We start from the raw sequence: 17,784 nt of genomic DNA, 5'->3' as shown, positions 1-17,784 counted from the left end.
CGATTCTGCGGAGGTAATAGCTTCTTCAACACTGCGGCTTTTCGTTCTTCGGAATAGCGTGGCATGAATGCTCCCATGCCGCCCCTGGATTATTAAATTCAGGCGAAACCGCCTACTGGACAACTAGGCTGACAGAGGGGGTCTGTGTCCCCACCATGGGCTCCACGGGGATTGGGGTTTTGCGGATCCAGTTCAGTATCCGCCTCATCCAGCTTGATGGTTTGGTTGAGCTTTACCCGTTGCAGACCGTATGAACTGAGATCGACAGATTCTAAGAGTTCATCAACGGTATCTGCGTCAGGATCCTTTACTTTCAGCTTCGGTATCAGGAACTTCAGGAACCAGAACAATTTTTCCCAGGCAAGGATTTCATAGGGCATGATCGACGCCATCTGACCATAGATCTTTACGTACTGTTTTGCCTTGATCTTAAAATCTACCTTTGCGTCATCTTCCAGATCTAGCTCATGTTCAAAACGTTCAGCAGCCACATCGATGATCGGGCTGAGTGTTTGTGCATCTTCGTTTTTGAAGTAACGCTTCACGAAGTCCTCAACTTCATGCCACTCATAAACGCCTACATCGTCCAAAGCGTCTTTCAAGTCGTGAAGTACATTGATGTCCGTAGCCTGAGACAACGACGTCGCCGTATAGAACGGATCAAACGCCTTTTTCACATCATCAGTTGAGTTGAAGAAATCCAGAATAAACAGGTCTTCCGTTTTTTTACCGAGCTTGGGTGCAGATCGATTCAGGCGAGACAAGGTCTGTACACACTGCACTGATGTCAGTTTTTTATCGACATACATCGCAGAGAGCTTGGGCTGGTCGAAGCCGGTTAAGTACTTATTGGCCACGACCAACAAGCGGTATTCATCGGTGTCGAATTTGTCTTTCGTATCAGCTTCCGAAAAGCCGTTAACCTCCGCCTCGGTATATTCAATACCATCGACTTCCTTCGCTCCCGAGAAGGCGATGAGTACTTTGAACGGATTGCCTCTGGCCGCCAGTATGCGAGTGATTGCTTTGTAGTAACGAAGGGCCGTTTCAATATTCTGCGTCACCACCATACCTTTCGCTTTGCCGTTCAGCTTCTTGGCGTTTACCACTTGGGGTATAAAATGCTCCAGCATGATCTCCGCTTTGGTATCAATAGTCTGCTGGCTACGCTCTACATAGGCACGCAGCTTCTTCTGGGCCTTTTTGGTATCAAACTCCGGATTCTCCGCGATGGATTTTTCGATTTCGTAATAGCTTTTGTATGTGGTGTAATTGGCGAGCACGTCGAGGATAAACCCCTCCTCAATGGCTTGCTTCATGGAATACAGGTGGAAAGGTTGGAACGAACCGTCGCCCTGCTTTTCACCAAATTTTTCCAGAGTGTTATTTTTTGGGGTTGCGGTAAAAGCCAGATAAGAGGCATTACCTCGCATCTTGCGAGATTTCATGGCTTTGAGGATCTTATCTTGGTCGTCTTCTTCCTCATCTTGTTGCCCCATCGCCCTGTTCATATTGTCGTGGGCAGAGCCTGACTGAGAGCTGTGTGCTTCATCGATGATTACCGCAAAGCGCTTGTCACTCAGATCCTCAATACCATCCACGATAAAAGGGAACTTCTGGATAGTAGTGATAATGATCTTTTTTCCACTCTCCAGGGCGTTCTTTAGCTCTGCGGATTTAAACGCAGGGGCAACGATATTTTTAACCTCAGAAAACTCCTTGATGTTTTCCCGCAGCTGTTTGTCTAATAGCCTGCGATCAGTTACCACGATTACCGAATCAAACAGAGGCTGCTCGATACTTTTCCCACCGGCCACTTCTACTGAGACGGGATAGGTTTCTATGAGCTGGTACGCTGCCCAGGTAATAGAGTTGGACTTGCCGGACCCCGCCGAGTGCTGGATCAGATAGGTATGCCCCACTCCTTGCCTTGATGCATGATCAACCAACTTTCGGACCACATCCAACTGGTGGAAGCGGGGAAAGAAAAGAGTTCGCTTGCGCAGAGGATCTTTACTGCTTCCATCAAGCCTCACAAAGTGCTGAATGATGTTGGCAATACTGTCTTTGGTGAACACCTCTTCCCACAGATACGATGTTTTGTGGCCATTGGGATTGGGAGGGTTACCTTTACCGTGGTTATGCCCCTTGTTGAACGGCAAAAAGTAAGTAGCCTTCCCGGCCAATTTAGTAGTCATGTAGACTTCATCGGTATCCACAGCCATGTGTACAAGACAGCGCCCAAAGTTTAGAAGCGGCTGACTGACATCGCGATCTTCCCGATACTGCTTCTGGCCGTGATAGCGTGCGGTTTGGCCGGTCCAGGCATTTTTCAGTTCCATCGTTACCAAGGGAACACCATTCAGGAACAACACAATGTCGATTTCCTGAAGCGGATTGGCCAGTGAATAGCGCACCTGTCGCATGCAACTGAAGATGTTGGAGGCGAAATTTTGCTTTACCTTCTCACTGCTGCTCGCTAGAGGTGCGGGATACATCAGGTGAAAGTGGGCATCATCCACTGGCAGTCCTTTCTTGAGCAGATGCAGAATGCCATGCTTTTTCACCAGGCGATCATAGCGCTCAAGGAGTTTGCGCTGCCAATCGACAGGATTGTGTTTTTGAAGCTTGGTCAGCTCGGGCTTCTGAGTCTGCTCCAGAAAGCGCCAGAAAAGTTTTTCATCAAGGGCGTACTGGGCATTAAAATCCGTCGGCAGACCCCGCTCGAAGCCATTGTTGGCCACTAGATCATCAGCAGGTATTTTATCTGGACCACCGGCAGCCTTAATTGCTTCCGTTGTCAGCCCAGTTAATGCTTGCTCTATAGCTGCTTCCAGCGCCTGCTCTTTCGTGTTGCTGACCACAAAAAAATCCTATCCCTATTGCTTTATAAGCTTCTACAAGTGACGCCCAATTAAACTGCCATCAAATAGATCTTTGCCAGCTCTCTTGGATGACGCTACCAAAATATCTGGGAAATGACATGCCCCGGTTCATCGGCTGTGGTGCTTTCTCAGCACTTCCAGCATCCCTCGCTGATGTTTCGCTATCTCTTCCTCTCGCCAATAACCACCGGCCTCGCTATGAAGGTCAAAAATGGCTTTCAGCTTCAATGAGCGGTAGGGGGCGCTGGTATTCCGGAGTCGTCAGCTCTCCTCTCACCAGTCGGCCATCAGCACTTACAGCACCGTCCGTTGGTGACGCATCATCCGCTAGTAGACAATCTGAGAATAACTGGGCTGCGCTGCATGTGGCGACCTGTACAGTCATCCTTGACTAAGCCTCAACCATTTCAGGGGTGACTTTGATTTTGCCTGTCACTGCGCTGTTGATCAGAGTGGTTTTGTATTCTTTGAGTTTCTCAATTTGAGCAAGCAACAGATCGATTCCTCTATCTGACGATGCCATGAATGCACTGATATAGTTCGCAATTTCACGTTGTTCATCAACAGGAGGAATAAATAAATCAACCTTCGAAAAGTTATCAAAATTCAAATCTTGCCCATCTCGAATAAAACTTGCTGTCTGTTGCAAAGCTGCAATGTACGCAGGCAACTTTAATAAGTATCCATAGAACGCTGGATCAATTTCCTCCAGTGGCCGAAGAACGACATAGGAGGATCGAATACAACCTCGCGCCCAAGCTCGCTCCAAGCCTCCCTGGAAGCTTCTCATGCTAATAACGAAGTCATCTTTCTCCACGTGCTTTCGCTTGTCCAAGTGAAATTGGATTTTTACTACACGGTACCCCGTCAATTCTTCGTATCGGTCCTGCGGAATGACTCCATATGCTTGAGTAGCTGAGAGCTGAACATCATCTTTCCACGCTCTCTCTTTTCGCTGAGTAAACAGGAATTTACTTCTGCGAACCTCCCAATGCGCCGGAAGCTTGCCAATCCAACCCACGCCGGAGTCTTTCAGCGGTACATTGGGATCAAGCCCCTGGGTGACGGCTTTTTGGATGATGATTTGCTTGCGCTCTTTCAGCAGGGCGATCTGTTGCTCTTTGATAGCAATGGCTTCGTCGATTTGGGTGGTTTTTTTGTCGAGAAAGTCAGCAATTAGCTCTTGCTCAGACAGCGCAGGCAAAAAAATACGGGCCCGCTTTAACTGAGGCCAATAGAGGTTTCTCTGGATAGTGCCAACCCCCTTAGAACTCACCAAGTAGTTAGCCACCATTACCCCATCCCTAAACAGATAATTTCCATATTTCGGGCATATGTCCTTTGATATGGAAAGAATCAAATATGCTGGACTAACTATTCCTCGATAGGCCGATACCCCGACAGAACCCCGCCATGCTTGCTGATTGTTTAGGACAAAATCGCCGGGCTCGACCAATTGATACTTACTTAAATCCGTACTTGTTGCATTAGTCCGCTTTGCATCGACGTCATCAAACTTAATAACTCCTCTATCCAAATAAACAGATAAAAGCTCCTCATCCTCCTTGCCTGATATGGATTTCAGCTCAGATTTCGCACATAGGGGGAAGTCATTCCAATGAGCAGGAACATCACCCAACCAATCAACACCCGAGTCTCTGTAGGCCTCATACTTAGGTAATTTAGCGATACTCACCATGCCGATATCACCCCTGCACCCGCTCAATCTCCACACCCAGGATCTGCGCAATCAGGCCCTCAGCCTTCTGCTCCAGACCTATGATGTCCTGCGCCACCTCTTCCAGAGAGCGCAGAGGCTTGTGGCGATAAAAGTATTTATTGAAGCTGATTTCATAGCCGATTTTGGTGGAATCCAGATTGATCCAAGCTTCTGTCACATAGGGCTTCACTTCCTCTAGGAAGTACTGATGGATACCTTGCTGCTCGCCGTCCGTTAGCAGGGGGATGGACTCACTATCGCGAAGGTCAGAGCTGGATTCGTAAGTGATGAACTCATTGCTCTTGCCAGTGGGATAAAGGCCATAGTCTGGCAACAGCTCTTGGGTACAATCATAACGATCCAGCAGTTCATCCAACTTGTCGCCAGTTAGCTTAACGACTTTCTTCACCACCTTTTCAGCCGATCCGTCGTACCAGCTGACCGCATTGAGGATGGCGTTCTTCTCAGTGACAGAGAGCTTAACTTTTCGGACTTTGAGTTCGTCATCGACTTGAGCCTTGAATTGGTTGAAGTCGCTGAACTCGCCCTCGCCGATAATGCCCATCAGGTCACGAGCAATTTCATACAACGCCTTGAGGCTCTCCCAACGCTTCACGTCCAGCAGCTTGGCCTTTGCCTTAGCGTTCAGGCTAATGTCGTTGTCTTCACACCATTCCATAACTGGGTTTTCGATGCTTTTCAGGAAGCTTTGTTTGTTGTCCTTGCCATGACCGGTCTTGTCATAGACCTTGTCGCCATGTTCAGCATAGAGATGCTCCATGACCTCGCTGACCTGTTTATCGAAGCGTAATCCCGCAATGCGCTCCTCCGAGAACTGGGCCTTGCGGCGATCTGGCCGCTCTATGATGACTTTGTGGTAGCCGAAGTCTTCATTGCGGAATACCTGGCTTGCGATCCCAACAGGATCATTACTGTCATCCAGCTGACGTTCGACGGCCGTGCACTCCAGATAGGTGCGCGTGATTTCCTGGATGTGCTCTGGGGCGAACTCGCAGTTCTTGTTGCCCAGGTTCTTGCGCAACTTCCGGTACAACAGGCTGGCATCAATCAACTGCACCTTGCCGCGTCGATCCTCCGGCTTATTGTTATTCAGCACCCAGATATAGGTGGTGATGCCGGTGTTGTAGAACAGGTTGTTGGGCAGCTGGACGATGGCTTCCAGCCAGTCGTTTTCGATCAGGTAGCGGCGGATATTGCTTTCCCCGCTACCAGCATCGCCGGTAAACAAACTTGAGCCGTTGTGAACCGAGGCGATACGACTGCCTCTAGAGCCACCGGCAGGGTCTTTCATCTTGCTGGCCATTTCCATCAGGAACAGCAACTGGCCATCGCTAGAGCGCGGGGTGGCGTCACAGTCTTCGAAATTGCCCCAGTAGTCCTTCAGCGTAATCTTGAAGCGCGGGTCGATGACTTCACTGCCCTCCTTGATGTGCTTCTGCTCCGAGGCCCAGCTCTTTCCATAGGGGGGATTGGAAAGCATAAAATCGAAGCGATTGGAGGCGAACTCATCGGTAGACAGAGTGGAGCCGACCTTGATGTTTTCCGGGTTGTTGCCCTTGATCATCATGTCGGATTTACAGATGGCGTAGGTTTCGTCGTTGATTTCCTTGCCGTAGAGATAAATGTCCCGATTGTCTGAGGGATATTTCTCTTCGATGAAGTTCTGGGATTCGGTGAGCATTCCGCCGCTGCCGCACGCTGGGTCGTAGACAGTGAGGGTAAGCGGGAGGTTATCCTTGACGGGATCGAAGACCAGGTGTGTCATCAGCTCGATCACCTCTCGCGGAGTGAAATGCTCACCGGCCTCTTCGTTGTTTTCTTCGTTGAACTTTCTAATCAGCTCTTCGAACACATAGCCCATGCCGAGGTTGGATAGGGCTGGCAGTTTGTAGCCATCAGGATCAAACGCATCTGAGGGTGTAAGATTGATCTTCGGGGAGACGAACTTTTCTACCACATCCAGCAACACATCTTTATTGGCCATATGCTGGATTTTACTCTTCAGCTCAAACCGCTCGATGATTTCAAGAACGTTGGTACTGAAGCCATTTAGGTATTCTTCGAAGTTGGCCAGCAAGATCTGACGATTGTTGGTAGCGGTGCTGTACAGGCTCCGAAGGGTCCATTTAGAGACGTTGTAGAACACGTAGCCAGAAGCTTCTTTAAGTGGCTCTTCGTCCAACTCAGTGGCATGCATCTCTTCCTTCTGGAAGCGCACCTCCTCCAGTACAGCATCCTTGGTGGGCTCCAGCAAAGTGTCCAGTCGGCGCAATACAACCATCGGCAAGATAACGTCACGGTATTTTCCTCGGACGTATACGTCGCGTAGGCAGTCATCGGCGATGTTCCAGATAAATGAGACAAGTTTGTTGTGTACGCTGTGGTCCATTCTGTGTCCTGTTACCTACTACTCTTTATTCGGTTTGCGAAGCAAATTGCCGTCGCCTATTCATGCTGTCAAAACTTCTCAACAGCATGGCCAGATCTTCTATTTCGCGGATCAAAAAGAATTTATCGGGCGACCGAAAGCTGACTGAATTTGGTCTTAGCCCGTGTACTTCCCATTGCTCAGTCGCCAAACGATGTGTGAGCGTTGCATTTCCTCTGCCATGTCACGTGCCAGGCTTCTTATCTTGCACTCTCGCTTCAAGGGCCTCCATGCGTGCTATCAAGCTCTCCATGCCTTTCATTTCGTCGAGCTTGGTTTGAAGTTGAAAAGCTTTTTTCTCGTGCTGTTCAGCATCACGACGGGCAGAATCCAGTTTTTCCTCCGTTATCGCGAGGTTGTACTTGAGATCGACTATCTCGGATTCTCGTTTCTCAATGATGATAGCGGCATCCTTCAATTCTGCATCGGTCTGCTCTTCAAGCTCTTTGTATTGTCGAGTGATCTCAGCAACCTGTCTCTCTGCCACTTTGGTGGCCGCTTGGTGAATCTGGAGAGCCATCGAGCGGAGATGGTTGAGAAGCGTTTTGCTGGCACTGTTTAACGACTCCTCAAGCTCTGCCGGTAGTTCCGTGTCCGGTATGGATTCCTCAACATCATGGGATGTAAAGTTTTTCCAAACGGCGAGGAGGCGCTTCTGATCACCACCACCCAGTTCATTGCGAAGCCCGTAGCCCGTAACCTTCCTGTCTTGGTCCTGGATTCGCTTGCCCGCTTCGATAATCTCTTCGTCTGTGTGAACGGCTGGACGCATAACTGTTGCCCCGTGAAGTGCTTTGAATATGCAACTCTAATCGAAACTTCGGAAAAACAAAAGAAAGTAAGAAAGTAAGAAAGTAAGTTATTCCGTTACCTATGACCTGGGAAGCTAGACTAGCCGCAATGTCCCCCTGGTAGTTTCAGACCCTTTCAACTCGCATTGTTTGTGGGCTGAGTGAGTTCCAAAGATGGGTCATTAACATCATTGGTGGATTTTCAGACATGGACGCTAAAAAAACGCACAACGCCAAATAAACCAGCTTTGGAGGCTTAGCAGGAGATCTGAGTAAATCTACACAGGCCCCGCCATTACTCGCTCGCACCGCTTTGTTTGCCTGTAAACACGGCTTTATTAACCCTCCCAAAATCAGATTTACTCTCCAAAACTATCCCTCTCATTAACTGTGCTCACAAACGAAATCAGAGAGTACGGCCATTGCTGATTACAATAAATCTAATTGGGAGAAACTGACGGACCAACCAGCATGACTCACTTGAGTCCCCGCAGCGCCAACAACGGCTACCGTAGAGTAGGCATTTGTTATACTAAAGAATAACAAACGCCACAGCAGGTATGCCATGGACGCCGCAAGCCAAAACTCACGACGCGATTTCGCCTCCCGAATACTTGAGTCATGGGGGCTGGAGTCTCATATGAGAGAGGAGTTGCTGGATAAGAACGAGAACGTCCTAGCCGTACTTTCAATTTACGATTCTCTCTACGCGATTTACGAGGGTGACAAAGATCGCGCTAGTCAGTGGCCAGCAAGGCCAAACAGAGCGTTTGAAGGGCGTCGGCCACTTGACGCAATGGTTTCCGGTGATATCGAGAGGGTAGCGCAGTACCTTCGCTATCACGTCTACAACGCCTAAGAGAGATGATCCGCCGATATGGCTGATGACCGGCATAGTAAAGCGATAAGAAAAAGGCTCGAACAAAAACCCCCTGGTGAAAGGCTGACACTTGAGGAAATACGCGAACTCAAGAAAATCGAGGCTGAGCGCGTCAATGACCGCATCAGGCGCGGGATAAGGCCCGAAGATCAGTCTCAAGTTTGGCAGCAGCTTTTCGCCCAGGGACGATTTTTGCCGGCCAACCGGCGACGGGCTGCCAAGCGATACCTAACAGGGCTCACAGCTCTTAACCTCAACATGAAAGGTCGCACAGCTCCCTGTTGGCACAGCACCTATCTACACCTATGGGAAAATTGGACTTGGTCCGGTGATTCGATCATGGATACAACCCACTTACTCGGCAACAGAGGCGTGTATGACGCGACTAACGAACTGCGCCGCCATGCACCGGACACTCCGGAGGCAACTCATGCTGCGTCATACGAACGAGCGGTATTCGATTTGTTACACCACTATGCCGTGTTAGCTCAGCCAGTGCCGAATCTCCAAGCCCATGATATCGATCATGAGGTCGATTTTGATCTGATACGGCAGTGGATCAACGAGAGCGAATATCTGCCTGGAGGAATAAAGACTGCCATGCTCACGTGGCTAAGGGTATGAAGCCGGATTTTTCTGATAATGAGCGGTACTAAACCGGGGTCAGGGTCAGCACACTGACAAACTTCCCTTTTCGCTAGTTGAGAGCCTCATATTCATATCGTACCCCGTATTCTCCGGGCACACAGGTGGGTTTGGCCAATAGGTCGATTGCAAGCCGCCTAATCTGATCAACTACAACTTCTTCACCCCCTTCGATCCTCAAGACCTCTTTTGCCGTCCGCCCCTGAAAAACATTCAGTGACTGCTCATACCACGATCTCGCCATAAGGCGTCCGAGGCGACCAATTAAAGCCTCGAAGACCAATTCATCATTATCTCGCTCTCGGTCTAGCTCTAACGGAAACGGGGCTGATAGCTCTTCTAGTATCGGATTTTCGGGATCGATGTGCAGGATTTCCGAGATCCGTTTAATGATTGGCTTCACACCCTCACTCTCGATGACTTCGTTCGGAGTACGTCCTTCAACTCCTTCAAAGGGATTATTCATCCAGTCGCTCAAGAGCGCAGAGCGGAGGATAAAGTGGGCCTGATGGAGGCTAATAATCGGCATCAGAAGAGTTCCCTATCTGTATTAAATTTCAGAATTCTATTTCATCAAATTTGCTTTGTCGTTTGACGGGGGGGGCAGATCACTAACTCCGCATTAGTCCGATCCAGAGTTCGGAAAAATTTGGCCTGTGTACCGAGAGCTATTACTTTGGTTCGCTATCGACTACGGTATATCCCTCCGCTTCGAGCGCAGCGACAGACTCCAAGACGTCAATGTAGGGAGGGCGGACACCTTGATTAAAGAAAGGAATCGCCGTGTGAGGCTCATGGATTTCACGGCCATCGCCGACACATTCCCACCGGCTATTCTGAGTCTGAAAAACCCGACTATCAGCGCCGGGGGCAGTAATTTCCGCTTCAATGGCGCTTGATTTGCACTCTGCGCCGGAAGGGAAGCGATCTTTGGTATCTTGCACCACGGTGCCATACAGGCTTTTACCGATCACTCGATCTTTGTAGTGCCAAATTATTAGAAACCAGTCCTTAATGATCGTGTCGACCATGACAGCTCCCATCTATGCTGTTTGACGGTAACCGTCTGGTGATCCCATCTTGATCCTGGCGCTGCTGCCGTCAGGATAGTGTCCACTTATTTTCTAGTGGACACTTAACATGAACAACGTAAGCGCAACCAAGCCCTATCAGAAGCGTCGCCGCTTTTCTCCTGAGTTTAAAGCCGACATCGTTGCTGAGTGCCTAGAACCCGGAGCTTCTGTTTCCCGGATTTCTTTGGAGAATGGGCTCAACACCAACATGGTTCGGCGCTGGATTAATGAAGCGCGACGAGCGCCGAAAAGATCGGGATTTGTGTCGGTCGCTCTCCCAGCGGCAACCTCTGCACCGAGCAACCAATCAGTTCCAGACAAGCGTAGCACCATCCGCATCAAGATTCCCCGCGCCGGTGGCTCGGTCGTGGTGGAGTGGCCTGCGGAGCAGGCGCACCAGTGTGCTGCGCTGTTACGGGACCTGCTGGGATGATCCGCATTGACGAGATCTGGCTGGCTACCGAACCGCTGGATATGCGGGCCGGGCCCGACAAGGCCCTGGCCCGGGTTATTCAGGTGTTCGGTTCTGCCAGGCCCCATTGCGCCTACCTGTTCGCCAACAAACGGGGCAACCGGATGAAGGTTCTGATCCACGATGGCCTGGGCATCTGGCTGTGTGCCCGCCGGCTGAACCGCGGCAAGTTCCATTGGGGCGAAGCCTGGCGCGGTGACCAACTGCGCCTGACCGAGGAACAGTTATTCGCCCTGGTTGAGGGCCTGCCCTGGCAGCGCCTAGGGGCCGGCGGCGTCATCTCCATCCTGTAACCACAAGTGCAGTAATTTCGCCATAGCCAGAACTGCGAATCGCTTGCAGCACAAGGGCTTGGCATACTATGGGACATGACTCAGCGCCCCGATATCAACCATCTCTCTGCCGATCAGCTCCGTGCCCTGGCGACGGAACTGATGGACTCTCTGGATGCCAAGGATCAAACCTTGGGCCGGAAGGAGCGGGAGCTGGTACGCAGCAATGCCATCATCGAGAAGCTGACCCACGAAGTAGCCATCCTCAAGCGTCACAAGTACGCCCGTCGTAGTGAACAACTCGATGCGGTTCAGGGGAAACTGCTGGACGAACTGATCGACAGCGACCTGGCCGCCATCGAAGCCGAGCTGGACCAGGCGATGACCGAGGAGCAGAAAGCCGCTCGGCCAAAGCAGCAGCCCAAGCGCACCCCGCTGCCACCGGAACTGCCCCGCACCCTGATCCACCACGAGCCTGAAAATACCCAGTGCCGTTGTGGCTGCCAGCTCAAGCGCATCGGTGAAGACATCAGTGAAAAGCTGGATTATGTCCCGGGTGAGTTTACGGTGGAGCGCCACATCCGGGGAAAGTGGGCCTGCAAAGAATGCGAGACCTTGATCCAGGCACCGGTTCCAGCGCAGGTGATCGACAAGGGCATCCCCACCGCCGGTCTGCTGGCCCAGGTGCTGGTGGCCAAGTACGCCGACCATCTGCCGCTGTACCGCCAGGAACGCATCTTCGGCCGTGCCGGATTAGAAATCCCGCGCTCCACCCTGGCCGAATGGGTGGGTGCCTGCGGTGTGCAGTTGCAGCCCCTGGTGGATGCACTGAGAAATGCCCTGTTGGAGCACAGCGTTCTGCATGCCGATGAAACGCCGGTCAGCATGCTGGCTCCGGGCAAGAAAAAGACTCACAAAGCCTACGTCTGGGCCTACTGCACCACGCCGTTCTCGGATCTCAAAGCCACTGTTTATGACTTCGCGCCCAGCCGTGCGGGCGAATACGCCCGGAACTTCCTGGGTGACTGGCAGGGCAAGCTGGTCTGTGACGACTACGCTGGCTACAAAGCCGGGTTCGGTAATGGCATCACCGAAATCGGTTGTATGGCCCACGCCCGGCGCAAGTTCTACGACCTGCACGAAGCCAACAAGAGCGAGTTGGCAGCCAAGGCCCTGGAATACATCGGCGGGCTTTACGAGATCGAGCGAGAATCCAAAGACCTGCCGCCGGATAAGCGACGGGAAATCCGGCAAACCAGAGCCAAACCACTGGCTGACGCACTGCATCAGTGGATGCTGGCGCATCGCCAGAAGGTGCCAGATGGCTCCGGCACGGCCAAAGCGTTGGATTACAGCCTCAAACGTTGGGCAGCGCTGACGCGCTACCTGGACGATGGCGCTGTGCCCATCGACAACAACTGGGTGGAAAACCAGATCCGACCCTGGGCGCTGGGTCGTTCCAACTGGCTGTTCGCGGGATCACTGCGCAGTGGTCAACGGGCAGCTGCGGTCATGACGCTGATCCAGTCCGCGAAGCTGAACGGGCACGATCCCTATGCCTATCTAAAGGATGTTCTGACTCGGCTGCCGACGCAGAAAAACAACGCCATCAACGAGCTATTGCCCCACAACTGGAAGCCTTGCATACCCTGATAAGTCGCAATGGCCGGCCCCTTATGTTGGATTGTTTGATTCCTCTCTAAAGGCTCTATCATGCGGAATTGGCCGTTTTTGATTGAGCGTAATTTCGGATAATCCCACAAGACAAACCACCGTCTAACTCACCCACTAGATCAAGTAGAAGACAACAAACAGTGAACTCTGTCTCATTTTTTTTGAAACATTAAACTGTTCGTAATACTCTCGATTAAATGAATTGAAACTAACTGTTAAGTGTTTGTTTTGCAGCAGTGGCATTGCACTTCGTTTATGCTCATAACAGCGAAGCGAGAGGGCGTCTCGAGAGTCAGGGATACTCCAACGTCAGGATCTGTCAGATCGTCATGTTTTCTGAAGACGGTCTTTTTTATCGTAGAAAAGGGGTCATGGATGCGACGCACTCTTCAATGGGTCAGGGGATTCTTCGGATCCTCGACGAAAAAATCACAGTGCGCTACTACCTCCCAACTGGGTCATGCCGATAATGAGACGAACGACCCGGTTTTCTTGGCCGTAGACGAGATCTCGGCAAGTTTGCAAGAAAGCTTGCTCTCCTGGCTCTTGAGCGTGGAGCCCGACCAACCAGAGAAAATCGACGAGCACGCAAGCGCCATTGTTGCCCAACTGGAAATCAGAATAAGCTCTGGCAAACTGGAAGAGTTGCCACGTCAGCCACTGATTCTCCCCAAGCTGTTGCAAGCCCTGTCCAAGGAGAACTCGGACAGACGGGAGCTGGTTAGCATTATCTTGAAGGACCCTGCACTGACCAACCGGGTTCTTCAGGTCGCGAACAGCCCCTTTTTCCGATCCGGAGATCAACATATTGAGTCGGTAGACCAGGCGGTCTTTCTGTTAGGGCACAGAGGTATTCGGAATGTCGTGTCGGCTTCCATCATGCAACCCATGCTGGCCGCGCGGGACAATGCCGAAGCGCTGTTCAGTGAACGAGTCTGGCAGTGGGGCATGACATGCGCCAGATCAGCGGAAGCAGTTGCCATCTCGAAAGGTGTGGACAGCGGTGCTCACTTTCTATTGGGCTTACTGCCGGCGCTCTCTTACATCACCCTTCGACGTGAAGTGGAAAGGCTTTACAAAGACCGCTGCAACCGAGAGGAGGTGCCCCCCAGTCTGTTTCGTGCGGTTTTCAGCCAGTTCGATTGGGCAACCGCCCGACTGGTGGCCCAGAAGTGGAGCTTACCCTCTAGCTTCCAAGCCAGTATGCCTGCAACGACGCGTCCAACGCCGATGCAGTATTCTACCCCGCTCTTCGATGGAATTATGCTGGGTACCCGCGAGGTATTGCGTCACGTCAATTTCCCCACTCTGACCGAAGAGGAACTTCGTCAAGTTCTGCTGCTGGAAGAGCCGCAGTTCGACAGGATACGTGGCGCGATTGCGGGGATGCTTGAAAAAGAGGGGAGCCCGGCTTGATAACCCCTACGACTTTTCTTCAGGCACCACGTCTCACGCTGCTGACAGGCCGCTGCACTGTATGCGAAAACGGATCTGATTGGCTGTCCCTTTTTCTATCAGGCTTGAAAGGGGCCCTCCATTGAGGACGCTAATTCTGGAACACGACGTAATGATGGCCGACCTTCTGGAGACAGTTGTTAGCGGTCTGTATTCGGGTGGCACTGTTTTCGTAACGGGGGCTATGGAGAGCGCTTTGGCGTATTGGAGAGAAAACGGTGCTGACTTGATAATTACTGGCTGGAGCCTACCGGATGGGTCGGGCCTGGCCTGTGCAAGAGCCGTTCGCGAAAATGACAAACAAACACCGGTTGTCTTGATTTCCAGTCGTTCGGATCGCAAATCTGTGCGCCAGGCAGCACACCACGGCATCAATAGCTACATCGTAAAACCTTTCGATGTGTCGCTCCTTCACGAAAGGCTGAAATCACTGGTTGACCAGGAAGCTTTTGAGCAGCAGTCACCCATCGATCTGGAGCAACGATTACGATCCTCGGTCGATACGGTCATCCAGCTTCCTTGCGAGATTAATACGGCTGATGTCATCAAACTGATGGAACGTCGTCAGGATCTCTATCCATCCCAGCTTGCCGAGCGCTGGAATGACGAAATGGCGCTGACATCTCGTCTGCTGGATGTCGCGAACACTGCATCTTTCAAAAAGACCGGTGAACCCGTCCGTAATTTGCGTGATGCCATTGCAACCTTGGGGATCGATATGGCACTCCGGCAAGCAATGGCATTGTCGTTGAATATATCCGGACACATGCGCGACCCGCGTCTTGCGGAGAGGGCCGAGGCGTTTATTGAACTCGCCGAAAAAACGGCCCGCGAGGCCGAACTGGTTGCAGCGAGGCTTGAAATCAACGCGGCGGAGATTCATGTAGCTGCACTGCTCAGTCGCATTGGTGAGTTGGCAGTGCTCAAGGTGATGCAAGAGGCAATTGACCAAAACTGCTCCATTTCGGAAGAGCATATTGAAGGTGGGTTGGGGACCTGGGCTCCTACCTTTGGAAATCGTCTGAAGGTGCAATGGCATCTACCAATCCCGCTCAGGGAACTCATCGGGGCTGTGCATATTCTTCCTCGGGCCGCCACCCGCGAGTCGCTGATCGTGATGCGCACAGCAGCGCTCAAAGCAGCTGGCGAGGGAAAAAGCGAAGAATGTTTGCGTCTTCTGAGTCGACTCGGGTTGGATGAATATAGCTGTGAGCAACGGTAGCAAGCAAATACAGAAATTGTGGCGAATCGCTTACGTTGGGGGATTAACAGAATGGATGTGCCCAGCAATCTACAACACACAATTTATGAACGCTTGTCGCTTATGTCTACGGCCAAAAGTGAGAGAGGAAAACATTAGTCGCTTTTACTGACGTAAAAATGTACATTTTGGTATAATTCCTAGGTTCGATGAATCAAATCGCTTGCTCGATATTACTGGTGTGAACCTTGCAGACCCATAGTAAAAACAACGTCAGTGATGACGGTCGTCTTTTTTCCGCCGACGCAAGCGGAGCGTCAGAGCGTTTGGGGCGGCTGCTTGTTGCTGACGATGAGCCGCGCTTGCTCGAAAGCTTATGCTCGATACTGCGTGACAAAGGATTTGAGGTGGACGAGGCCATGGATGGCGACGCCGTCTGCCAGCAGCTGCAAGATAATGCCTATGATCTGATTTTGTTGGATATCCGGATGCCGGGGAAGAGCGGTTTAGAGATTATGGCTTGGTTGAAAGAGACCGGCATTGATTCTCAGGTCATCATTATGAGCGGCCATTCCGACTATCGCATCGTAAGGCAAGCATTCAAACTAGGTGCCTGCGATTATCTAAAAAAACCCTACGATGTCGATGATTTAATTCAGGCTGTTGGTGACAAAGTTTTGGAACGAAGACAAAGCCGTTCGAGGGCGACTACGGACTGGTCTAACCCGCTAAAAGGCGAGCTTTTCAGGCGCACACTTGACCATCTTCCCGAGCTGGTTTTTTTACTGGACGAGCGAAAGTGCTTTGAATATCTGAACCATAAAGTAGAGAGCCTTACAGGATTGCCCGCAGAGGAGTTAATTGGTCAACCGCTTTCCCGGCTCGTTCATGAAGATGACATTGCGAAGCTTCCACTGTTCTTTGAGAGGGCCGAGGCGGACGAGCCAATAACCCAAGAGATCAAGCTTAAGACCCACAGTGGAGGAGTTGGTTACAAGAACTTTGATATTATCCTGACCTCTACGCTTGAGGTGAATCCCGCTCTAGCTCAAGCAACCTTCTCTCCAGAGGATCCTCCTTTTTTGGGCATTGCCCGGGACATAACTGAGCGCAAACAGACACTGGAATTAATGGAGTTTCGTGCTTCTCACGATTCATTGACCGATTTGCCTAATAGAAACTTGTTTATGGACAGACTTAGGCTGGCTGTCAGTCAGGCGAGGCGTAATGGGAAAAAATTTGCTGTGTTTTTTATCGACCTCGACAATTTTAAGGCGATAAACGATGCATACGGGCATGGGATTGGTGATCAACTATTGCAGAAAGTCGCATCCGGTCTGAAACATTGTTTGCGAGAAGGGGATACGCTTGCTCGCTATGGTGGTGATGAATTTATGGCTCTGTTGCCCTCGCTTGATGAAAAAAAGGATGCCGCAACGGTCGCACGCAAACTTTTGACCTCGCTCGAAGCCCCTTTTCGTTTTGAGGGCTGCGACCTTGGCATTTCTATCGGAACCAGCATCGGGATTGCACTGTACCCTGAAAACGGTGATGAGGCGGAAACGCTGATAGAGCGGGCAGACATGGCCATGTATGCCGTGAAACGGGAGAAAAAGAACGACTTTCGCTTTTACAGCTAGTGCAAATCTGAAAACGTCTTGAAATCAGCTCTAACACGGCGATTGCTGACAGGTATAGAATTTGCGCTTATCTTGGGAAGGGTAACGAAACAAGAGGCGCAAAAAAACCGCCGCCCATATTTCTAGGGAGACTCTGAATAAGTCTCAAAATCAGCGATAATACGGTCATCGTCAACTGCACAGGATTCGTTGCCACCATGGATCAGATCACCTTCTCCGAAGCCGAGTACCAGACCAAGAAGCGTAAAACCCGCCGCGAGATTTTTCTGGAACGGATGGACAAGCTGATTCCGTGGAAGCAGTTGGAGAAGAAGGTAGCCCTATATTACCCCAAGGGCCAGACTGGCCGGCCACCGTATCCGCTGCCGACCATGCTGCGAGTCCACTGCATGCAATTGTTCTATAACCTCAGTGATCCTGCCATGGAAGACGCATTGTATGAGATCGAATCCATGCGCCAGTTCGCCGGCCTGAAGCTGGACCGATTGCCGGACGAAACCACCATTCTCAAGTTTCGTCATTTCCTGGAGCGCCATGGCCTTGGCAAGGTGTTGTTCAAAGAGGTGAACAAGCACCTGGAGAAAAATGGTTTGATGCTGCGTGAAGGCAGCATTGTGGATGCTTCCA

At 51.1% G+C, this 17,784-nt stretch carries 15 protein-coding genes; 9 read left to right on the top strand and 6 right to left on the bottom strand.

Going from position 1 to position 17,784, the window contains the following annotated elements:
- Positions 1–98: 98 nt before the first annotated feature.
- From ABJM11_RS16635 to ABJM11_RS16620, 4 genes are all read right to left on the bottom strand, one after another.
- Positions 99–2,864: a type I restriction endonuclease subunit R gene (locus ABJM11_RS16635; RefSeq protein WP_348296799.1), complete on the bottom strand. Its 2,766-nt coding sequence runs from the start codon at positions 2,862–2,864 to the stop codon at positions 99–101.
- A 412-nt stretch (positions 2,865–3,276) separates the two neighbouring features.
- A complete protein-coding gene (locus ABJM11_RS16630; RefSeq protein ID WP_278349909.1) occupies positions 3,277–4,584 on the bottom strand; it encodes a restriction endonuclease subunit S in 1,308 nt (435 codons plus the stop codon).
- Positions 4,585–4,591: 7 nt separating this feature from the next.
- Positions 4,592–7,015 carry a class I SAM-dependent DNA methyltransferase gene (locus ABJM11_RS16625; RefSeq protein WP_348296798.1) on the bottom strand — a complete coding sequence of 808 codons (2,424 nt, stop codon included), beginning with the start codon at positions 7,013–7,015 and terminating at the stop codon, positions 4,592–4,594.
- A 223-nt stretch (positions 7,016–7,238) separates the two neighbouring features.
- A complete protein-coding gene (locus ABJM11_RS16620) occupies positions 7,239–7,826 on the bottom strand; it encodes a DNA-binding protein (RefSeq protein ID WP_278349907.1) in 588 nt (195 codons plus the stop codon).
- 584 nt (positions 7,827–8,410) lie between these two features.
- Here ABJM11_RS16620 and ABJM11_RS22540 point away from each other — a divergent pair.
- Positions 8,411–8,704 (top strand): MbcA/ParS/Xre antitoxin family protein, encoded by a 294-nt coding sequence (locus ABJM11_RS22540; RefSeq protein ID WP_114433456.1) that lies wholly within the window; start codon positions 8,411–8,413, stop codon positions 8,702–8,704.
- Positions 8,705–8,722: 18 nt separating this feature from the next.
- On the top strand, positions 8,723–9,349 hold the full coding sequence (locus tag ABJM11_RS16615; RefSeq protein WP_278349906.1) for a hypothetical protein: 627 nt from the start codon (positions 8,723–8,725) through the stop codon (positions 9,347–9,349).
- Between the two features lie 73 nt (positions 9,350–9,422).
- Here ABJM11_RS16615 and ABJM11_RS16610 read toward each other — a convergent pair whose 3' ends face one another.
- Positions 9,423–9,899, bottom strand: coding sequence for a hypothetical protein (locus tag ABJM11_RS16610; protein ID WP_278349905.1), 477 nt, complete (start codon positions 9,897–9,899; stop codon positions 9,423–9,425).
- Between the two features lie 142 nt (positions 9,900–10,041).
- On the bottom strand, positions 10,042–10,401 hold the full coding sequence (locus tag ABJM11_RS16605) for a hypothetical protein (RefSeq protein ID WP_278349904.1): 360 nt from the start codon (positions 10,399–10,401) through the stop codon (positions 10,042–10,044).
- A gap of 109 nt (positions 10,402–10,510) precedes the next feature.
- Between ABJM11_RS16605 and tnpA the strand changes: the two genes are divergently transcribed.
- From tnpA to ABJM11_RS16570, 7 genes are all read left to right on the top strand, one after another.
- Positions 10,511–10,876, top strand: coding sequence for an IS66-like element accessory protein TnpA (gene tnpA / locus ABJM11_RS16600; protein ID WP_008173615.1), 366 nt, complete (start codon positions 10,511–10,513; stop codon positions 10,874–10,876).
- Entirely contained in the window at positions 10,873–11,208 is a 336-nt protein-coding gene (gene tnpB / locus ABJM11_RS16595) for an IS66 family insertion sequence element accessory protein TnpB (RefSeq protein WP_008173617.1), read from the top strand. Before tnpA ends, tnpB begins: the two co-directional genes overlap by 4 nt.
- Positions 11,209–11,283: 75 nt before the next feature.
- Positions 11,284–12,840: an IS66 family transposase gene (tnpC, locus tag ABJM11_RS16590; RefSeq protein ID WP_008173619.1), complete on the top strand. Its 1,557-nt coding sequence runs from the start codon at positions 11,284–11,286 to the stop codon at positions 12,838–12,840.
- 396 nt (positions 12,841–13,236) lie between these two features.
- Positions 13,237–14,277, top strand: coding sequence for an HDOD domain-containing protein (locus ABJM11_RS16585; RefSeq protein ID WP_348296797.1), 1,041 nt, complete (start codon positions 13,237–13,239; stop codon positions 14,275–14,277).
- Between the two features lie 79 nt (positions 14,278–14,356).
- Positions 14,357–15,538, top strand: a complete 1,182-nt coding sequence (locus ABJM11_RS16580; RefSeq protein WP_348296796.1) for an HDOD domain-containing protein — start codon at positions 14,357–14,359, stop codon at positions 15,536–15,538.
- 227 nt (positions 15,539–15,765) lie between these two features.
- Positions 15,766–17,157 carry a diguanylate cyclase domain-containing protein gene (locus tag ABJM11_RS16575; RefSeq protein ID WP_348296795.1) on the top strand — a complete coding sequence of 464 codons (1,392 nt, stop codon included), beginning with the start codon at positions 15,766–15,768 and terminating at the stop codon, positions 17,155–17,157.
- Positions 17,158–17,354: 197 nt separating this feature from the next.
- A partial coding sequence (locus ABJM11_RS16570; protein ID WP_348296794.1) for a transposase occupies positions 17,355–17,784 on the top strand: 430 nt, incomplete at its 3' end.

The organism is Marinobacter sp. (assembly GCF_039977835.1).
Taxonomy (GTDB): Bacteria; Pseudomonadota; Gammaproteobacteria; order Pseudomonadales; family Oleiphilaceae; genus Marinobacter.
The sequence above is the reverse complement of the archived record's forward strand: the minus strand, read 5'-3'. Positions and strand labels throughout refer to the sequence as shown.